Consider the following 19,833-nt stretch of genomic DNA (forward strand, 5'->3'; position numbering starts at 1 on the left):
ACAGGTAAGCTAGCTAGGGCTTATAAACCGTCACGGTCTCCCCTTGATCACTAACAAACTCAACATTGGATTGTTGCTTTCTGATACCACTTAGGGTGCAAGTGTTTGCGCTGCAACTGCCCGCTCCCGAAGACCAAACACCATTTAGCTCATCATTGGTTTCGTAGTAAACAGTAGCCGTCCATGTTGAGCCATTGTTGCTACTTGATGTCAATAATGTGGGCGAGTTGACGTCACTCACGTGCACTTGAGCCTGAGCTTCACCTATTGCCGAATCATCATCTGTCACCGTCAAAACGATGTTATAAGTTCCTTCAACAGCATACGAGTGGGAGATATTAACACCACTGCCCGTGTTACCGTCGCCAAAATCCCAATGGTAAGATGTGATTGAACCATCACTGTCTGATGATGTTGTGGCATCAAAACTACAAGCTAACAATGAGCAAGAGGAGTTAAATAAAGCGCTTGGCGGGTTATTACCCCCACCCCCCTGCAACACCCACTTAGGTGAAAAAGTAGATGAGCTAATATCAAGCAAGGGCTCTAAAATACCGTCGCCCGAATCATCTAACCAATTATAATTACCACTGTTGATTAAGGTGTCCCATATCATTTGTGGACCATGGTTATGACTCGCGAGTAATGCTGCTGCCCCTGCGACATGGGGCGATGCCATTGAGGTACCACTAATGGTGCCATAGCCACCTCTTTCTATTGGGTAGGTCGACAGAATACAAACGCCGGGAGCAGCAATGTCTACCTCAGCGCCCCAATTACTAAAACCAGCTAAGGTGTCGTCTTGGTCGCTGCGACAAGTTGGTGCGCCTAAATAGCCAGCAAGGCCATCAAAGTCAGCCAAAGCCGAGACGGTAATTGCTTTTGGTGCATTGGCTGGCGTAAAATTGGTGCTATCGGCATTGCTATTACCTGCCGCTACCACTACGGTTACGCCGCTGTTAAATGCCGAATCTATCGCTTGATTCATTGCACTGCTCGAACCTGAGCCACCTAAGCTCATATTGATCACTTCAATATCGCCTTGCGCCACCACCCAATCAATGCCCGCAATAATTCCCGAAAGCGAGCCTGAACCTTGTGCATCGAGTACCTTGACCGCCCAAAGCCGCGCTCCAGGGGCAACCCCGACCACACCTATGTTGTTATCGAGTGCAGCTATGGTTCCAGCCACATGAGTACCGTGGTAATGGTCATCGTCACCACCCAGAGATTCATCACAAAAATACGACCTTCTATGAGGTGGACCACCAGAGTGATAGAGACAATTTGCCCCGCCAATTACGTTTAAATCAGCATGCTCCATATCGATGCCAGTATCCAACACAGCGACATCAACATCGACACGAACATTATCGTTACCGTCAATGTCCAAGGCGGTGAGATCGGCATAAATACGCTCAACCCCAGTCGGCAACTGCTGCACAAATGCATTGATGGGAATATCGTCTTCGACATACGACACTTTGGGATGATGTAAGATGCCATTGAGAGCTTGCTCAGGCACCGCAATTGAGAACCCCTTAATGACATGTTCAAACACATACCCCACACGTCCATTCGCTTTTTGCGCTATCTCGGTGGCGACCTCTTGCGGTACTGCATGATCGTACACAACGACTATATAGCGTTGTAAATCAGGAGGGGAAGCGTATGTGAAAAGAGGCAAACAAACAGTAAGGATCAAAGTGGCATAAAGGGATTGAAATGAAGCTCGCATAAGTTGTTCCTCAATTAATACACAGAAACAAGCTTATTAAGTATAGTTCGATATAACAGGGCCCCAAAAAGCGAACAGAAGGACAGCGAACAAACTTTTCTAATTTTAAAGCAACATAAATGTATTTATGCCGCTTAACTAAGCGCTATCCTACTCATATATTAATCACTTTTACCCTTGGTGTTGCGATAATAACAACAATATTGACTGGCTAAGAACCATAATGACCAAGTCCAAGTCAAACGCTATGGCAAACAGGGGGGGCAATACGAAAACTAACCACCCATACCAGCGCGCAATGAATCAAATTAGGCGACAAATATGACGCCCTGCACATGACCAAATGAAAGTTTTATTGAAATAATTAAGCAACTTAATTGTAAACACTAGCATGGCTTTCGAACAATCTGGCCAGCCAACACTCAACTACCCACACTTTCTTCGTCAGGCAGTAAAACAACTAAGTCCGTCACCCCGATATCAAGATCAAGCTGTGTCAGTAATGTGCTCACTTGACCACGATGATGGGTTTGATGATTAAATAAATGCATGACTAAACTAAACAGGTTTTTACTGGCGGGGACGCCTTTGCTATTTTTATAGGTGATAGTCCGATGCAAAGAGGCTTCGTCTACTTCACGTGAGAGTGCCAGTAATCCCTGATCAAGTAATTCTCTTCGGCGCGCTAGCTCAGTCAACTCCGTAAACAACACCGCGTCGAGCGACCGAGGTGGCGGCAGTTGGCTAATCGGCGCTAATGCTTGTAAGCCGATCCCTGCGCTAAAGAAGCGTTGTAACCAGAGGGTATCTCCCACCACTAAATGATTTAACGTTCCCAGTATCGAATGAAAAAAAGCACCGCGATCTTGATTTAACGCTTCATTGGAAAGCGAGGCACAGGCGTGGTAAACCTGCTGATTCATCACTTGGTTATACTGCGCCATTTGTTGCACATGAGCTGTTAATTGCAAAGCTTTTACTCCTTAAGAAAGTGTTTTGCGAGGTCCTCTATTCGCGCGTTTATACTTGGCTTGATAATCACGTCTTTGCTTAGTTACTTCGTACAATACTATGCCTGTAGTCGTCGCTAAATTTAGGCTTTCTATGATGCCAAACATAGGAATTGAGACACAAAAGTCACTGCGTTCAACAACGATATCACTGATGCCACGGGCCTCATTTCCAAACCAAACCGCTAATCGCGTTTGTGTATAGTCGGCTTCATGAAGGATGTAATTTTCCTTCCCTTTAATATGAGGAGAAGTCACGATCGAAGTGAATCTATGCTTTTCCAGATGTGCTAGGCATGCTTCAGTGCTATCAAAGCGCTTCACAAAGGTCCACTTAGACGCTGAAACGGAGATTTTGGACAAAGATTTTCTTTCTCTTAACTCATCCCAATCATCTGGTAGCGATTTTCTGCTGTCTACGATATAGATTTTTTCTACGCCAAGTCCATTGGCATTTCTTATCACTGCACCAATATTTTTAATATCCATTGGGTTTTCAAGCACTGCGACAAGGTTTTTGCATTGATAGTCTTTAATTTCATCCGCTCGTTGACGAATTTTACTTTTTTCGTTTTCCATCAGACTTTCGCTCCTTCAACGTAAGTGCATATTGTACCCCAGCAAACTTGCATTGACTGCTGTAACATATTTATTTTATTGGCAAATATATTACCAATCGAGACAAAGCTTGATCCTTTCCAGCGCAAGCAGCAAAATATCGAAAACCCTTTATGTGAGATTTCTGTGATGAGGATCTTTTTCTTAGTACTGGCTGTTGTGCTCAGCGGCTGTGCACAACAGCCACGCTCCGACAACCCTAGCCACTACGGCAGCTACCCTTGGTGGTACGATGATTACTTATATTATTGGGATCACTATTACCCTTGGTGTTGTGATAATGACAACGACATAGCATGGCTGATCAAAGATTGGTGGCACAGCTTAGATGAAGGCCAGCAACAAGCCATTAAAGATAAATTTGACGACTGGCAAGGCGACCACCAGCAAGCTGATATCACTGCGTTAAAAAGCGAATTTCAGCAACGTTGGGCGCAAATTAGCCCAGAGCAACAAGCGAATTTGCGCGCTCGTCGCGATGAGCTAAAAAATTTACCGCGCCCGAGTAATAAACTAGTCGAGCATCCTAAGCTGCAAGAGCGGCCAGTAAATAAGCCTGAATTACCTAAAACACGACCCGCGACTAAACCCACCACCAGACCTGCGGTGCGTCCAGTTCATTTTCCCCAGCGACCCATGGCTCGCCCGGGGCGCCGACGCTAATCTGATTCGATGAGCTAAACCTTGCCCGGTGTTGTCGCCGCAATGGCGCGAAACTCTCGCGTCATATGGGCTTGGTCGCTAAAACCAAATTGCAATGACACATCGGCTAAACACACTTCTCTGTGGGTTCGCAAATACTCAATGGCCTGCTTCACGCGCAAAATGCGTTGGTATTGTTTCGGTGAGAGTTGCAACCAGCGTTTAAACAAACGCTCAATTTGACGCTGACTTAAGGGTACTTGCTGAGTAAGCTCGGCTTGTGAAGCGTGTAGATCGATTTCCGCTAACGCTTGGTATAACGAATGGGGCAAGATTTGACTAAGCTGAAAGGCTTGCTCTGCCCAATGGGTTATTTCATTGATGCGGGCTTGATAACAAGGCTGCTGTTGCAATGAGGCATAAAGGGCATCTAGCTTATCTAATTGCCCGATGCCACTGGTTAACAAGCTCGGCGAATTAAGGTGTTGGCCAAACACCCCATAACTCACAGCAGGATGAAAACGCAGCCCAGCCAATTGCGATCCGGGCATTAAGGTGACTTGCTGCGACACTTTACTGACGGGCAAGGCAATTACGCCATGGGGCAGCGAGAGTTCGCCAATGCAGACCTCTCCGGCGAGATGAAACAAAATGCCACTGCCCGCATCTGAATAAAGCGCACGCGTCACCGGCTCGGTTTGCTCGTCACCGACACTGGCCGACCATATGCCTTGCAGCAGCCCACCTAGCTGCCCCTGAGGTTGGGACAGCAAGAAATTAAGCGCTGGGGCCGAATGATTATGACTTATAACTACCTACCTCAGGTTTAAACATCTTAACGATGCGGTTCCAACTATTTATGGCGTTGATGGCAATGGTTAAATCAACCAAACCTTGCTCGCCTAACACGTCACGTGCGCGCTGGTAAGTGTGATCATCTACCGCCTTGCCTGAGCTTACATGCTCGGCTAACGCCAATGCCGTGGTTTCGATCTCGCTATACCATGGCATATCTCGCCATGCATTTAAACCAAGAATTCGCTCTACACTTTCTCCTTGGGCCATGGCCTCTTTACTGTGCATATCGATACAAAAAGCACATTGATTTAGCTGTGAAATGCGCAGTTTCACCAGCTCCCAAACCGTTAGGCTAAGGGTATTAGAGCCACTAAATTGCTCGCGTAAATACCCCTCTTGCGCCATCAAAATGTCCATCGCGGGGGCAGCTAAGGCCATGTAATTTGCTCGTAATGTCATGCTATGTCTCCTTCCTTTAAAGTTCTATGGCACAATAACAATGACCCATCATCTGGTATTGAATAATTTCGACACCGTAAAATTGTTCACTCAAATATCACCCTACTGACACAGTCTGACACTCCCTGCCCTTATGCTTATCTCGTTGATAACACAAACACAAAGGAAACAAGATGAACACAGTTATTGAAATGGTCAGCTTTAAATTGTCAGCAGGCGTCACTGAACAAGATTTGTTAGCAGCCACGAAACAAAGCCATGCTTTTGTCGCTGGTCTAGACGGTTTTCAATACCGTTCCCTTAGCTATAATGAAGCGTCGCAGACATGGACGGATATTGTTTATTGGCAATCAATGGAAACAGCAAAAGCCGCAGCTGAAGCCTTTATGGCCAGTGCTGACTGCCAAGCCCTCATTGCATTGATTGATAAAGACTCGGTGGTGATGCAGCACCAGACCGTGCAATTTTCATCCTGCGATGCGGCGTAGTTAAGTAAATCAGGCACGGGCTTTGCTAATCACGGGCTTTGCTAATCACGGGCTTTGCTAATCACGGGCTTTACTAATGTTGTTGGTTTGGCCCGTAATAAGGATGATAAGTGAGTAAATCAGAGCGGCTATTTGCATTATTAACCCTGCTACGCAGTAAACGCTATGCCGTCACAGCGGCGCAGCTAGCCCAGACCATGGAAGTCAGCGAGCGCACCATTTATCGCGATATCCAATCGTTGATCTTATCGGGTGTGCCAATTGCGGGCGAGGCCGGTGTCGGTTATGTGTTACAAGCAGGCTCACATTTACCGCCCCTGATGTTTAACGAGCAAGAAATGGTCGCACTAGAACTGGGCATGAGAATGGTCAGGGCATGGTCCGATCCTGAATTAGCCAGCGCCAGCACCACGGCATCCCACAAAATTTTGTCTGTCTTGCCCGATCACTTAAAGCGCCAACTGGAGAGCTTTCCGATCCTAGTACCGGATTATCACATCCAGTCCAAAACCGCCGCCCATAGCCAACAGCTTCGTCACGCTACCGATGCCATGCAAAAAATCTGCATTGACTACACGGCCGAAGACGGCGCATTAACCTCACGCGTATTACAGCCCCTTGGGCAAATATTTTGGGGTAAGGTTTGGACCTTGATCGCTTGGTGTGAACTAAGAGATGCCTATCGTCACTTTCGCATTGATAGGATCCAGCATCTTTCATTGCTACCGGATCATTTCACCACGGGGCCAGAAAAGTCTTTGCCTCACTATATAGCGCAATATGTGCCGCCAGATAGTTAAAACAGGGCTGCAAACATGGACTCTTCATTACTTTCAATATTGAGCGAACTCAGGCCGCACAAATTGATGCCATTGGCTGCCCATTACTCGGCATAAAAAAACCGCCTGAAATGGCGGTTTCTCTTAAATTCTATTGAACAAATTGCGACTACATCCAATCAGCGTTACGAATCACGCCTACCGCGATACCTTCCACGTCAAAGTGCTCGCTGGCTAAGTCCACTTTGATAGGGCTAAACTCTTCATTTTCTGCGTGCAGTAGCACTTGGCGTCCATCGCGCTGGAAGCGTTTTACGGTGACTTCGTCTTCAACGCGGGCGACAATCACTTGGCCATTGTGGACATCTTTGGTTTTATGCACAGCCAGTAAATCACCGTCCATAATCCCGATGTCTTTCATACTCATACCGCTCACGCGTAGCAGGAAGTCGGCACTTGGATGAAATAAATTAGGGTCAACCTTGTAATTACATTCTACGTGCTCTTGAGCAAGGATGGGCTCACCGGCCGCAACACGACCAATCAAAGGCAAGCCTTCTTCTTCGTTGGCGGCTTCTTCGACTTCAACAAGACGAATCCCCCGAGAGGTGCCCGGCATCATTTCAATTGCGCCTTTTTTAGCCAGCGCTTTTAGGTGCTCTTCGGCTGAGTTAGCACTCTTAAAGCCAAGTTGCTTTGCGATTTCTGCTCGCGTAGGTGGCAAGCCAGTCGCGGCGATATTGTCTTTGATCAGTTCCAGAATTTCAGCTTGGCGCGGTGTTAATGGTTTCATCATTTTAGCCTGTTTTTATATACAGTTAACTGTGAGTATATACAGTGAGGTTAAGCTAAGCAAGCTGTCGCCTTGATAAAAAGTGCTTCAAAAGCAGATAGAATCTAAAGTGTAGCTACAACAAAGCTCCCCGATGTGCAGATATACATTTCAATAACAGCCTCGGAATAACAATATATATCACGTTATTGGTTATTCCATTGTTGGTCCAAGTAGGTTCACACTCTAAAAATGATAAATTAATCCCTCACCCTCAGAACTATATAGCCCAAATATGACTAAAGACTTCAACTTGCTACGCTTATTATTGGTACTTAGCGAAGAGCAACAAACCATCACTGCGGCCAGGCGCTTGCATGTCAGTCAACCTTCTATCAGTGTGATGCTAAAAAAACTGCGCGAACAGTTCAACGATCCTCTATTTATTCGCAACAACAATAAGCTAGAGCCGACCCCTAGATGTGTTGACATCTTAAACCAGCTTCCCACATTGCTCGATCAGATGGATGCACTTTACCTCGATGATCATATTTGGGACATAAAAAACCTGAGCGGTGAATACACATTTATCTTTTCACCGCAGCTAATGACGACAATAGGTGTCCCCATTATTGAACAATTTACGTCTTTGGCTCCCAATATCACTTTAGATTGCTACCAATGGGGCTTTGACGCGTTAAGAGATTTGGAGCTAAAAACTAACTGCTGGGGCTTTTCTTATCTGCCAATGGAAACCAGCAAAAACATCATGAAAAAAGATATCGGCAGAGATGAATTCATGGCGATTGTGAGACAAGAGCATCCAATCGTATCCGAAGCCTTGGCTGAATTGCTCAAATACCCTCTTTGCATTAATTTAATCCATGGTGAAACAGAGTCTTCTCGTAGTGAAAAAATGATTAAAAAGCTTGGTCTGACTAAGCAAATTAGCGTCCGGACCAGCGACCTGAGTATGATGATGTCTTTGGTAGAAACAACCAACTACATAGGCATTATCTCGAAGCACAATATGACTCGATTACAGGGACGTTTCAGGTTTATTCCATTACCTCAAGAGCTAACAGATGAATCTCGCTATCGCGAAATGGCATTATTTACCCACCAGAGAAATCGCGCGAATCCTTTAACTAAGTGGCTCCATCAGCATAGCCATAAAATACTCCATGCGTATTAAAAATCTTAATAATTGATATAAAAACACTTCGATTCTTTAACGCGTCAAAGGGCTTTATCCTTGCCTATGTGTCTTATCAGCATATAAAAGGGTTAGCCATGAAAAAATCATTAATCGCACTTTCGCTCTTGTCTGCTTTTTGCTTTCCGACGCAGGCAGAAACAAACATCTCGCCTGAAGAGGAGCTAGCCTATCACTTAGGTCTACAAGCCTTTATTTATGGCGCGGGACCACTTACGGTTGCAGCCGTTAGAGAAACATCAACCGCAGTATCTGAGCCGATGGATAATGCCATGGCACCTTTAAATAAGATGGGCAAAACTCGCCAGCTATCTGGCCCACAAGATCGCATTGTACCCACGGTCAATAACGACACCATGTACTCACAAGCTCATTACGATCTCGATCTAGCAGGGCCTATGGTGATCGAGATCCCTCCGACAGAAAACCGCTACTATATTGTGCAATTACTCGATGCATACTCGGATTCAATTACCGATCTTTTTCAGGCTAATACTGGTAGCAAAGGCAGTAAGGTACTGTTAGTTAAGAATGACTGGGAAGGTGTCGTACCTGCCAACATAGATCATGTCGTTCGCTCTCGTACACCTATGGTGTGGTTAATTCATCGTACCGGTGTTTTCGGCCCTAGTGACCAAGCTGCAGCGCTAGAGGTACACGATCGTTTCATCACCTACCCACTTGACGAGCTTGGCAAGGCCCATGGTCCTATGAAACTGGCTAAAGCTAAAGGTCGCATTCCCCCAATGACAACACCTCAAGGCTTGGATTGGTATGCTTTGATAGATCGTGAACTACGTAAAAATCCCTTACCCGAAGCACAAGCCATGGTAGAACAATTTAAGTATATAGGCATAGGTGATGATGAACCTTTTGATGCCAACAAGCTATCAAGAGACCAACAACGAGGTTTGCTAAGGGCTTTAAAATCTGCTCAATCTATTATTCACTATGCTGGTCGCAGCGTTGGTACAAGCAACAATGGTTGGTCAATGATGTTTGAAGGTGGCCTCTATGGTAACGACTACCTCAGCCGCGCTAGCATTAACTTGCGAGCCGCAGGACTCAATGTCCCAGAGCGAGCACTCTATCCTAATCGTTATACTGATAGCAAAGGCAACCAACTCAATGGTAAGCACAAATACCGAATGACGATGCCTGCAGATGCCCCTGCTAATGCTTTTTGGTCTTTAACTATGTATGACGCCGAAAATCTGTTTATGGTCGAAAATGAAATAGATCGTTACTCGATTTCAACCAATCGTAAAGAAGAATTACGATACGCCGTCGACGGTACTTTACCTATATGTATTCAACACGATAAACCAGCAGATAAAACTTGTAACTGGCTTCCAGCCCCCGATGACGACTTCTATTTGCACATTCGTTTGTATGAACCAACACAAGCCGTACTCGATAACAAGTACAAGATGCCTCAAGTCTATAAGTTGTAATCATCACCTGCTACTTCACGCCTCCACTCGGGAGGCGTTGTTTTTCCAATCTAGTAAAAATCGGAGTGCCTATGTCACTTATTCTACCCAAGTTAAGCGCTTTAACCTTAGCCTTATTCACCAGCAATACTTATGCTGCTGCAACATTAGTAGCTGAAATGAGTCATTTGAATGTAGCAACCGCAGGAGCTGGATCAGCAATTTTGGCTGAAGATGCATCAACAGCCTACTCAAACCCAGCAGCAATGACGTATTTGAATAACACGCATATCTCGGTCAATTTGGCCACCATGGCTCTAAATGTTGAATATCAGGATGATAGAAATTCGAATTTGAGTAGTAATAACGCTGGAGGTGTGCAGCCTTATGGTTCAGTTTATCTTGTCACCCCCATTAATGACCGCTATCGTATGGGGCTCTCTCTCGTAGCCACAGGTGGCAGTGGCCTCGACTATGGCAATGAGTATGCCGGTAAATTGGGATTGAATGACCTTACATTGAGCGTTATGCAGTTCAATCCTTCATTTAGCTATAAAGTGAATGAAAAACTCAGCCTTGGGGCAGGCATTCAAATAGATAGAGCAACTTTTGAACAACGATTTCTCGCTAAACAAGCCTCCATTGATTCAACCTCTTACGCTGTGGGTTACAATTTTGGGGCAACCTATAAGTACACAGAAGATAATAAGTTTGGCGTAACCTACCGTTCAAAAATAGAACACGATCTTGAAGGTGAACTTGCACTGTTCACCCAGCAAATAGATACTCGGATTGGGTTAGTTAACGCAGCCAAACTTGAAGTTTCAGGTTTTCATCAATTAAGCCAGCCATTGGCGTTAGTATGGAGTGTCGGTAAGGAATTTTGGAGTGCTAACGAGGTGACCAGGCTTAGCGTTGACGATATCCAAGTCTCTAAAGCACGAAACTTCGAAGACGTATGGTTTGCGTCTCTTGGCAGCAAAATTGCGGTTAGTCCTAAACTGACTTTTGAGGTGGGACTGGGGTATACCGGCTCACCACTTGATGACGCCACATTTCAATCAACTGATCTCCCCGTTGATAAGCAAATCAGATATAGCACGGGCGCTCGCTATCTATGGAATGAATCAATCAATTTAAACGTCTATTACAGTTACGTTGATTACGGTTCACCAAAGATCAATAACGGCGCACTACAAGGTCGTTATGACAACCATAATCACTTTGTTGGTATCACGCTGGATTATCAGTTTTAACAGATCCTTCAACATCGCCGCCTATGCGGTGATGTTGAAGGATCTGTTAATTTTCAATTAAGCTAACCTTTCAGTATCAAAATCCCTAGCAATACCATCACACCAATATCTCTCAATTTTATCTATCATTTCATTCTTTGAAGAAAACAATAACCACCTACTGAAGCAGGTGGTTTAAGGCTGAAAAAAAGGCCCATCGTGGGCCTATTGAAATTACGACATATTTTAAAACGCTGACAGAAATGATTTTGCCGCGGTAAGTCGCAAGGTGGCGCCGCCTATAATGTCGATAAACCCAAGCAAGGGATGCGGTTTATTAGCACTGATCCAAGCGGAACCGGTTGCACCAATAGGAGCTATCGCCATGGTATCGGGATCCATTTCCAAAATCACGGTGCGCCCCACCGGAGCCGCACCACGTTGAATATGACTTGATACGGCTTGTTCTCTTGGCAACAAACTACCTTGCGCTTCGCCAGTGGCTTTCACCACACTGTGCACTCGCGTACGAAAGATCTGTCCAGGAAAGGCATCAACATAAAATTCACTAAACTGACCCGGTTCAATATTGCCATATGCTTGGTCTGGGATCCGCATCTCCACAAACTTCTTGTTGGTGTCCCATAAGTGTAAAGAGCCAACTCGAGTCCCATCTGCAACATATATATGTGTCACCATGCCATCAAAAGGAGCCTGTACCGTTAAACGAGATAAATCGAATTCCAGACTGCCACGTTTTGCAATTAAGCCATCGTACTTGGCTTGTAACACGTCCATTTCGGCTTTTAGAATTTCAACCAAATCTTGGGCATTCTCTAAATCCCTGATGCTGACATGATTTCCCATCGACTGATTACGTCTTAAATCGCGTTTGGCTTGTGACAACTGCACTTTTTTCGCCTCAATTGTCCGCGCGACCTCATTAAGCCCAGATTCTACTTCGGTGATCGCAGCAGAAATCTTGTCATCTTTAAGCCGATACAGCACCTCTCCCTTTTTCACTTCTTGGTTGTGTCTAACATAGATTTTCTCCATATGTTGGCCTAGAGCTGGTGATAAGACCGCATGGGGAGCTTTCACTGTCGTAGAGTTGGTCAAATCAATTGGTGAATAAAACCTATGGCCCAAAAACAAGGCCGAGGCAAGTAAGATACCTATGGTCGTGGTGATGAAGTAGTTTCTTGCTGTCGGTTTTAAGACGTTAAACTTAAACAGTAACCATACAACAAGAAGATAGGGCAGCATGATTTCTTTCATACACGAGTACCTCTTATCCAATGTTGAACTTTATCCCAATCAGTGACGATCGCGATCACAGCTAAAACCCAAAGAGGTTTAAACACTAATCCAAGCAAACATAACCAAAACACTAATTTTGCTTGGGCTAAGCCCCGCTCTTTTGCTAAGTGCTTTGGAATTGAATGGACTTGCCACAGTTTTGCAATAACCCAAACCGCGATTGCCACCGTCACAACAATGACAAACCACATAAAAACCATGGATTCTAGTAAAGGAAAGACGCTAGGGTATGCCTCATAATCTAGAGTGGTAGGATGTATTTTCATAATCGTAGCCTCTAATATGGTACATCCTTGTACATCTACTTAGATTGAATCTGCTCGTGCTTTAGAGCTGATAGTTAAACTCAATACGATGTTCACCCGCTGAAAAACGAGTGTGCTCACTCCAGTTTGCAAAGTAACGCATGTTGAAACGAGGAGAGATTTGATACGAAATAGCAAATTCATGCGCCAAGACACTATCGTCTCCCTCAAACCCATTCTCCTTATAACCATCTGAACCAGATAAAGTTTTCATGTACATGGGATTATAGTTAAGCCAAATATTTTCGCTAAGTTCCACTTTGGCGTAAGTACCGACCACAACGAAAGTGCCGGGCACCGAATACCCGCTAACCACTTGACCGTCATGGGTACTCACATTGTTACCAAACGCAACACCAGCGCCAGCAAGAGGAAATAACTGCAACGCCCCAAACTTAGGCAAGGCTTGAATCAAACTGTACGACGCTAAGCCAAACTCTTGGTTTAGGTCATAGCTCAAATCAATCTGAGAACCACGACCGTTGATTAAGTTGGCAGTGAAGTTTCTTATTCGAAAGGAATCGACACTATCATTTCTGAGCAATGGATTGTCATGCCAGCCCAAGAGCTCGCCGGCGATGCCTTTAATTTCTAGAACATTCATTCCAGCCACATTTTCTTTTCCGGTATCGTATGTTTTTCCAACTTTTAGGTTTAAACCTTTATCTGTTATCCCCCCACCTACTTGGGTATAAATAGCTAATGGATCAGACATATCTTGTACTTCATTGTCTGCAGCATAAACCGCACCTATGTCAACTAAGCACGCATACCACATTAGATAAATTAAGTATTGTTTCATGGTTCACCATATGAATCTGAACCAGCACACATTGGCTGTACTGGTTCGCTACGGGGGAATTATTTAGCTTGTAACCCAGGGACTGTCCAATCCATGTTGAGGATCTCTTTACCTGGAATATAGAGGCGAGTCAAAACGTAGAAACGCCCTTTAGGTGTTGGTAACCAGTTATTAATTTGCGTTTTGTTCTGGGGCTCTTGGTGCGACAGATGTAGCGAAAACGAACCGTCGGCATTTTTTGTCAAATCAGACAAGTTACTGATCGAGTACCGATCTATTGGATTGTCGACCAGCATCTTGCTTTGTGAGTCATACACTGTAACCGACCAGAAAGATCCGACTGGGGGCTCTTGATCAAACGTCATCACATAGTCATTTGCCCCAGTCAGTGGATTACCTTTGGCATCCACAGCGGCCATTGGATAGATAGCCTCTTTGGGGCCTTGACCGCCTAAGTATGGGTGAGCAATGAGTGAACGCATTGCGTTATCATCACCAAATGTGTCTAACGCGAAGGTATAGACCCAACCATCCTTCATCTCTAAATTAGCTGGGTTAGCCTGCTGCGCCATGACAATCTTGCGCCCCTCTTTTAAGGCATTAACAAGTGCTTTTTTCGTGGCATCTGATAGTTTACTCGCATCAAAGCCCTGCTCCGTCAGGCCAATTTTCGCAAATTGTCCTAGCATGGCTTTTTGTCTTTCATTGACTGGGTTATCTGCCAAGTAAGCGCCTAGCTCAACATAAAATCGAAGCGGATCACTTGCTAATCCTGGGCGAGGTGATAATGCAGGCTCAACTTTACTCGGCTGACCTGTTATGTATTCACCTAACGGCGTTAGTTTGTATTGGTCTTGTACCCCATGCGCTTTAACATAGTCATGTTCACCCATGACTTGAGTTCGTCCCCACAACCATACTTTTGTTGTGGGAGCTTCAATCACACTAAGCTCACGAGGAATATTTTGGTTTGGCTGCCAACCAGGAGGCACAATCAAGAATTGCTTTGCTAGACTACCAGTCTCGCGTGTGCCAACGTATTGAAACAAGTTGTGCCACATATCAAACATGTTGATCACGTAATAACGATCTGTGACCGCTGGAACTTCGAGCACTATAGGCTCTAGACTTATATCAAGTACCGCACTGGAGTACAGAGTATCTCGGTTTGCCGTCGGCATGTCAGTATCATCAGGCGTGCTAAGGCGTCTTGCATGGCCGAATTTATTCAACGGACCGCGATAGCTAGTGTCGGCTTGCGATTCAGAAACATCTGTATATTGACGGCTAATTTGCTCCATCCTAACCAAGGTTGAGCCCCAAAGATAAGCACTCAACCCCAAATTATAAGCCTCATCATGCAAAGCTTGTTGAATAGGATTAAGTGAAATGCCTTGAGTATCAGCATAGCTAACGGGAACGGCAAAAGCACATGAAAGTGCAATTGCTAAACTAATGGTTTTAAAAGATGGTTTTAACATAATGACCTCCAAATGTTTGAGGCCAATATACGTGAATAAGCGTTTAGGGTGTTTTATACCCTATATTAAAAATTTTAATAGTCAGGTCCTATTTTTAGCGTCCAACACCCACTCCAAAAATCGGTTAAAACAGTAAAATATCCGCCCACACATAAACCGTTAGGGTTAAGGCCACAAACACCGCGGCCGAGCCTAAATCTTTGGCGCGCCCTGCCAGTTCGTGTTTTTCCAAGCCAACGCGGTCAACCACGGCCTCTACCGCCGAGTTCAGCAGCTCAACTATAATGACAATAAGCAGACAGGCGATCATTAAGATGCGCTCAATTTGGCTGACATCTAACCAGCAAGCTAAGGGGATAAATATCACGGCAAGTAGCAGCTCTTGGCGAAAAGCAGCCTCATGCTTAAAGGCATGACGGAATCCCTGTAATGAATACATGGCCGCCATCACAATCCGCTTCAAACCGGTATTTTTTTCCATTTTTATGTCCTTTTATTCACAAATTAACACTATTTTTAGTGTATTTTAGCGCCATTGGATGCAATAGCTTGAAGTGCAGATATGACAAGCTGACGACAGCATGATCAGGTTAATTTGATAATAATGAAAACAAGAGGTTAAGGGAATAAATGAATTTTATGCAAGGTTTCTTCTTGAACCATCTCGTGACCAGCAAAACCGTCCCTGTTAACCCTCAGGCCGATCTGCATTTGGATTTAGACAAGCCCATTGTTTATGCGTTAAAAACCTTATCATCCAGTGATTTACTAACCTTACAGCGCGCTTGTGGCGAATTGGGGCTGCCCGACCCATTAGCCCCCATGGTCATTAACGGCCAATCCCTTACCCGGTATGTTTGTTTAAACAAGCCTAGGCGATTATTTTCACGCACACAGCGCAAAGCCTATCAAGATCAATTTAAAACCTTGCTGCAATTACATCAAGGCGATGCTGACATTGACGTGCAGTTAGTTCCAGTGACACTGTTTTGGGGTCGCGCGCCCGGTTATGAAGGCCATAAGCCTTGGTTTTCCATTCTTAAAGCCAGCTCGCCCAATTGGATCAATAAAGCCTTCACCATTTTGTTTCGTGGTCGCGATAATCTGATCCGCTTTAGCAAGCCGATTTCGCTGCAGCGCTTAAATCGTGATTATGGCGATGATCCCAATCTGGCCACCAAGTTAGAAAAGATTGCCTACACCCATTTTGCACGGCAAAAACTGGCGGCCAAGGGGCCAAAATTACCCGATAGGAATAAAATGCGCCGCGCCTTGTTGGCCTCTAATGAGATCCATCAAGCCATCGTCAAAGCCAGCCAAGAACAAGGTATTTCGCTGGCACAAGCCGAGCAAAAAGCCACTCATTATCTCAATGAGATCGCATCAGACTTTTCTTACCCTATGGTACGTTTTGGCGACAAGGTGCTGACATGGATTTGGCATCGCATCTATCAAGGCATTGTGGTGAATAACGCCGAAACCGTGCGCAATTTAGCGCAAAAGGGCCATGAAATTGTGTTTCTGCCTTGCCATCGCAGCCACATGGATTACTTGTTGCTGTCGTCGGTGATTTACCAACAAGGCATGACCCCGCCACACATTGCTGCGGGGGTTAACCTGAACTTTTTTCCGGCGGGGCCGATATTTCGTCGCGGCGGTGCGTTCTTTATTCGCCGAACTTTCAAAGGCAACCCCTTATACGCCAGCGTGTTTAAAGCCTATTTAAGTTACTTATTCAGCAAGGGCTATTCACTGGAGTTTTTCACCGAAGGCGGCCGCAGCCGCACTGGCCGACTACTGCCTGCGAAAACCGGTATGCTGGGCATGACAATAGAAGCCATGCAGCAAAGCCCTAATCGCCCCATCGCTTTAATTCCCGTGTGTTTAGGCTATGACCATGTGATGGAAGTGGCCACGTATGTCAAGGAGCTGCAAGGGCAGAAAAAGCAGAAAGAGTCGTTTTTACAAGTGCTTTCCATTACCAAGAAACTCGGAAACTTTGGCCAAGGCTTTGTCAACTTTGGTGAGCCTATTTTACTGAACCAATTTTTAGATCAGAGTCAACCGCAATGGCGCGAACAAGATGACCTAACCCAAAGCGCAGACTTTAGCCAAACCATTAACCAATTGGGACGCGCGGTAATGACAGGCATTAATAATGCCGCCGCCGTGAATGCCTTACCGCTATGCAGCTTGGTGCTCTTAGCCAGTAAACGCCACACCTTAAGTAAAGAGCAATTAGTTACACAAGTAAGTGCTTACTTATCTTTATTGAGTCAGGTGCCTTTTAGTGCGCAAGTGAGTTTACCCATTGACAGCGCCGCTGGTGACGACATCATGGACGAAGTCCACGCCTTACTCGATTCAGCACTGAACCTAAACAAGTTTCGTATTTACCAAGACAGCCTAGGCGATATCATCAGCATTGCTGACGACCAGAGCATGCTGCTTACCTTCTATCGAAATAATATCATTCACTTATTTGCGCTACCTGCGTTGATCACCAGCTTAGTTCAACACCATGAGGGGATCACACAAGACCAGCTGAAAGCCAAGTTAGATCGGGTCTACCCATTAATTCAGGCCGAGTTATTTTTACCTTGGAACACAGAGCAAATGTGGCAGCAAAGTCAGGGCTATCTCAAGCAGTTATTGGCCCTAGGCTGGTTAAATGAGCAGATCAACGACGCCGAACAACAAGTAAAATACGCCATTAATGCCAACCTTCGCACTCAGGCTTATCTGTTGGCCAATATTATTGATGAAACCATTCAGCGGTATCATATTGTACTGACCTTGCTGCAAACACCGAGCCCCGTTGAGCTCAACACGCTAGCCGAACAAAGTACCCAAGTGGCAGAGCGCCTTGCGCAAATTCACGGTATTCGCGCCCCCGAATTTTTTGATAAAAAAGTGCTGCAAGTGTTTATTGAGCAGCTGCAACAGCAGGCTTACATCAATCACGAAGGTAAGATAAATCAACTCGCACTGACCGAGCTGCACCAATTAACGCGCCAGTTATTGTCCGATGAAGTGCTCTGGACCATCGAGCACACCATAGACAATCAATATCACCAAGCCAGTTAAGCGCGCAGCGCCCAATCTAGTGCAATGCCAACAAAAATAACTAACCCAACATAGTTGTTATTTAAAAAGGCGCGAAAACAATCTGGCCCTTGGCGTGCACTGATTAAGTTTTGTTGATAAACAAACAGCCCCGCCGCAATCAATAAGCCCCAGTAAAAACTGGCGCCCGCTTGAGTTAGCCAAGCAAATATCAGCAAACACACTAAGGTGAGCGCTTGCAGTATGGCGGTGATCAGCTTGTCGAAGCGGCCAAACAAAATGGCGGTAGATTTAATGCCAATTTTCACATCATCATCCCTGTCGACCATGGCATACATGGTGTCGTAGGCAATGGTCCAAGTAACATTGGCAATAAATAACAGCCATAGGCTGGCGGGTAAGGCATTGGTTTGCGCAGCATACGCCATGGGGATTGCCCAACTAAATGCGAGCCCTAACACCAGCTGAGGCAAATGGGTGTAGCGCTTCATGAAGGGGTAGCAAAACGCCAACGCAAGCGCGGCAAAAGACAATAAAATCGTCTTGGTATTCAGGGTTAATACCAAGGCAAACGCGGCCAAACAAAGCAGGCCAAATAAAGTCAGTGCTTCCTTACTATTCACTAAGCCCGATGGCATTGGGCGATGTTTAGTTCGCGTAACATGGCCATCCACTTTACGGTCGGCAAAATCGTTAATAACACAGCCCGCTGAGCGCATTAAAAAAACACCCAACACAAATACCAATAACACCCATAAATCAGGTACACCTTGCGCCGCCGACCACAGTGCCCAGCAGGTTGGCCACAATAATAATAAGCTGCCGATAGGGCGATCAAAACGGGTTAGTTGAATATAAGCTTGGCGTTTAGGTGCCGACAAAAAAGAGAGAGCCATTATTCACCTGTTGAATGTTTATCTTGATGATTAGGTCGATACGCTAAGGCGGACGGTAAGAAAATCTCATGCACCAATAGGGGTTTATTGGCCAAATGGAACAGCGATCGCCGGCCCCACAGGCCAACTGTTGGTAACTCACTCACCGCCTTCACCGCCGCAACTATGTTGGCATCCTCGGGCAAAGCCGCAATCACCAAATCTTCACGAGTCATATTTGGCGAATTAAATAAAGTGGCTCCCAGTGGTTGCTCACCCAGTTGCGCTAATTTTTGCTCTTCCCCGGTTAAGGTACTCACTGGGATCACGGTGCGCGCATAAACCCAAGGCGCACCATCGCAGCACAATAACACTTCGCGAATCAGGTGCTCAGAGGTAGCGATATAGTGAGGCGACAAAGCCAGGGCTTGCTGCTCTTGCTCGCTTGCACACAGGAAAGCTTGGCCAATCACATGCACGTGGAAATCCCGACTATTGGCAATCAGCCGCGCCGTCAGCGAGCCAGAGTCTGTTAGCCAATCCAATAAACCCACAGGCAAATCGGGCTGCTGCGTATGCACCTGCCAACTTGCATCTGCACCAAGAGGAAAGGCCCCTTGAAGGTATGTGGTGAGTGACAATGGCGACAAAAGACGTCCTTGTGATTTAGCAAATAGTATTGATGGCAGATTTAGCTTAGTTTCAGCGGCAAATTGTAACCTGTGCAGCCAAAATCTTCTATGCTAATACTTAACAGCAGCAAGACTTTACCCTAAACTGCTGGTATCTATTTGTT

At 45.5% G+C, this 19,833-nt stretch carries 19 protein-coding genes; 7 read left to right on the top strand and 12 right to left on the bottom strand.

The features are described 5' to 3' along the window. Positions 1 to 13: 13 nt before the first annotated feature. The 3 genes from K6Y21_RS12970 to K6Y21_RS12980 form a co-directional block, all read right to left on the bottom strand. Complete coding sequence (locus tag K6Y21_RS12970; RefSeq protein ID WP_233072269.1) at positions 14 to 1,738, bottom strand: S8 family serine peptidase; 1,725 nt, start codon at positions 1,736 to 1,738, stop codon at positions 14 to 16. 422 nt (positions 1,739 to 2,160) lie between these two features. Beyond that, positions 2,161 to 2,709, bottom strand: coding sequence for a DinB family protein (locus tag K6Y21_RS12975; RefSeq protein ID WP_233072270.1), 549 nt, complete (start codon positions 2,707 to 2,709; stop codon positions 2,161 to 2,163). A 12-nt stretch (positions 2,710 to 2,721) separates the two neighbouring features. After that, a complete protein-coding gene (locus tag K6Y21_RS12980; protein WP_233072271.1) occupies positions 2,722 to 3,327 on the bottom strand; it encodes a TrmH family RNA methyltransferase in 606 nt (201 codons plus the stop codon). A gap of 165 nt (positions 3,328 to 3,492) precedes the next feature. On the opposite strand from K6Y21_RS12980, the gene K6Y21_RS12985 reads away from it, so the two are divergent. Continuing rightward, a complete protein-coding gene (locus K6Y21_RS12985) occupies positions 3,493 to 4,029 on the top strand; it encodes a hypothetical protein (protein ID WP_233072272.1) in 537 nt (178 codons plus the stop codon). A 14-nt stretch (positions 4,030 to 4,043) separates the two neighbouring features. Here the strand turns inward: K6Y21_RS12985 and K6Y21_RS12990 are convergent, their stop codons facing one another. Both K6Y21_RS12990 and K6Y21_RS12995 read right to left on the bottom strand, forming a co-directional pair. After that, the gene (locus K6Y21_RS12990) at positions 4,044 to 4,781 is read right to left on the bottom strand and encodes an AraC family transcriptional regulator (RefSeq protein ID WP_233072273.1); all 738 of its coding nucleotides are present in this window, start codon (positions 4,779 to 4,781) and stop codon (positions 4,044 to 4,046) included. A 25-nt stretch (positions 4,782 to 4,806) separates the two neighbouring features. Further along, the gene (locus K6Y21_RS12995; RefSeq protein ID WP_233072274.1) at positions 4,807 to 5,265 is read right to left on the bottom strand and encodes a carboxymuconolactone decarboxylase family protein; all 459 of its coding nucleotides are present in this window, start codon (positions 5,263 to 5,265) and stop codon (positions 4,807 to 4,809) included. A 173-nt stretch (positions 5,266 to 5,438) separates the two neighbouring features. Here K6Y21_RS12995 and K6Y21_RS13000 point away from each other — a divergent pair, with 173 nt between their 5' ends. Then, complete coding sequence (locus K6Y21_RS13000; protein ID WP_233072275.1) at positions 5,439 to 5,753, top strand: hypothetical protein; 315 nt, start codon at positions 5,439 to 5,441, stop codon at positions 5,751 to 5,753. A 110-nt stretch (positions 5,754 to 5,863) separates the two neighbouring features. Beyond that, positions 5,864 to 6,553 carry a helix-turn-helix transcriptional regulator gene (locus K6Y21_RS21415; protein WP_233072276.1) on the top strand — a complete coding sequence of 230 codons (690 nt, stop codon included), beginning with the start codon at positions 5,864 to 5,866 and terminating at the stop codon, positions 6,551 to 6,553. Between the two features lie 148 nt (positions 6,554 to 6,701). On the opposite strand, the gene lexA is transcribed toward K6Y21_RS21415, so the two are convergent. Beyond that, a complete protein-coding gene (gene lexA / locus K6Y21_RS13010; RefSeq protein ID WP_233072358.1) occupies positions 6,702 to 7,325 on the bottom strand; it encodes a transcriptional repressor LexA in 624 nt (207 codons plus the stop codon). A 274-nt stretch (positions 7,326 to 7,599) separates the two neighbouring features. Between lexA and K6Y21_RS13015 the strand changes: the two genes are divergently transcribed. From K6Y21_RS13015 to K6Y21_RS13025, 3 genes are all read left to right on the top strand, one after another. Continuing rightward, positions 7,600 to 8,499, top strand: coding sequence for a LysR family transcriptional regulator (locus K6Y21_RS13015; RefSeq protein WP_233072277.1), 900 nt, complete (start codon positions 7,600 to 7,602; stop codon positions 8,497 to 8,499). 98 nt (positions 8,500 to 8,597) lie between these two features. Continuing rightward, a complete protein-coding gene (locus tag K6Y21_RS13020) occupies positions 8,598 to 9,974 on the top strand; it encodes a DUF1254 domain-containing protein (protein WP_233072278.1) in 1,377 nt (458 codons plus the stop codon). A 71-nt stretch (positions 9,975 to 10,045) separates the two neighbouring features. Then, entirely contained in the window at positions 10,046 to 11,209 is a 1,164-nt protein-coding gene (locus K6Y21_RS13025; RefSeq protein WP_233072279.1) for an OmpP1/FadL family transporter, read from the top strand. Positions 11,210 to 11,434: 225 nt separating this feature from the next. On the opposite strand, the gene K6Y21_RS13030 is transcribed toward K6Y21_RS13025, so the two are convergent. From K6Y21_RS13030 to K6Y21_RS13045, 4 genes are all read right to left on the bottom strand, one after another. Further along, entirely contained in the window at positions 11,435 to 12,466 is a 1,032-nt protein-coding gene (locus tag K6Y21_RS13030; protein ID WP_233072280.1) for an HlyD family secretion protein, read from the bottom strand. A 369-nt stretch (positions 12,467 to 12,835) separates the two neighbouring features. Beyond that, complete coding sequence (locus K6Y21_RS13035; protein ID WP_233072281.1) at positions 12,836 to 13,615, bottom strand: hypothetical protein; 780 nt, start codon at positions 13,613 to 13,615, stop codon at positions 12,836 to 12,838. A 59-nt stretch (positions 13,616 to 13,674) separates the two neighbouring features. Continuing rightward, positions 13,675 to 15,096, bottom strand: a complete 1,422-nt coding sequence (locus tag K6Y21_RS13040) for a DUF1254 domain-containing protein (protein WP_233072282.1) — start codon at positions 15,094 to 15,096, stop codon at positions 13,675 to 13,677. A 124-nt stretch (positions 15,097 to 15,220) separates the two neighbouring features. Next, on the bottom strand, positions 15,221 to 15,577 hold the full coding sequence (locus K6Y21_RS13045; protein ID WP_233072283.1) for a diacylglycerol kinase: 357 nt from the start codon (positions 15,575 to 15,577) through the stop codon (positions 15,221 to 15,223). Between the two features lie 149 nt (positions 15,578 to 15,726). On the opposite strand from K6Y21_RS13045, the gene plsB reads away from it, so the two are divergent. Then, on the top strand, positions 15,727 to 18,183 hold the full coding sequence (plsB, locus tag K6Y21_RS13050) for a glycerol-3-phosphate 1-O-acyltransferase PlsB (RefSeq protein ID WP_233072284.1): 2,457 nt from the start codon (positions 15,727 to 15,729) through the stop codon (positions 18,181 to 18,183). On the opposite strand, the gene ubiA is transcribed toward plsB, so the two are convergent. Together ubiA and K6Y21_RS13060 are read right to left on the bottom strand one after the other, a co-directional pair. After that, positions 18,180 to 19,058: a 4-hydroxybenzoate octaprenyltransferase gene (ubiA, locus tag K6Y21_RS13055; RefSeq protein ID WP_233072285.1), complete on the bottom strand. Its 879-nt coding sequence runs from the start codon at positions 19,056 to 19,058 to the stop codon at positions 18,180 to 18,182. The two genes, plsB and ubiA, sit on opposite strands and share 4 nt — an antisense overlap. Then, a complete protein-coding gene (locus tag K6Y21_RS13060) occupies positions 19,058 to 19,687 on the bottom strand; it encodes a chorismate--pyruvate lyase family protein (protein ID WP_233072286.1) in 630 nt (209 codons plus the stop codon). Before K6Y21_RS13060 ends, ubiA begins: the two co-directional genes overlap by 1 nt. Positions 19,688 to 19,833 lie beyond the last annotated feature (146 nt).

Source organism: Motilimonas eburnea, assembly GCF_021295345.1.
In the GTDB taxonomy this organism is placed as follows: Bacteria; Pseudomonadota; Gammaproteobacteria; order Enterobacterales; family CBDFNC01; genus Motilimonas; species Motilimonas eburnea.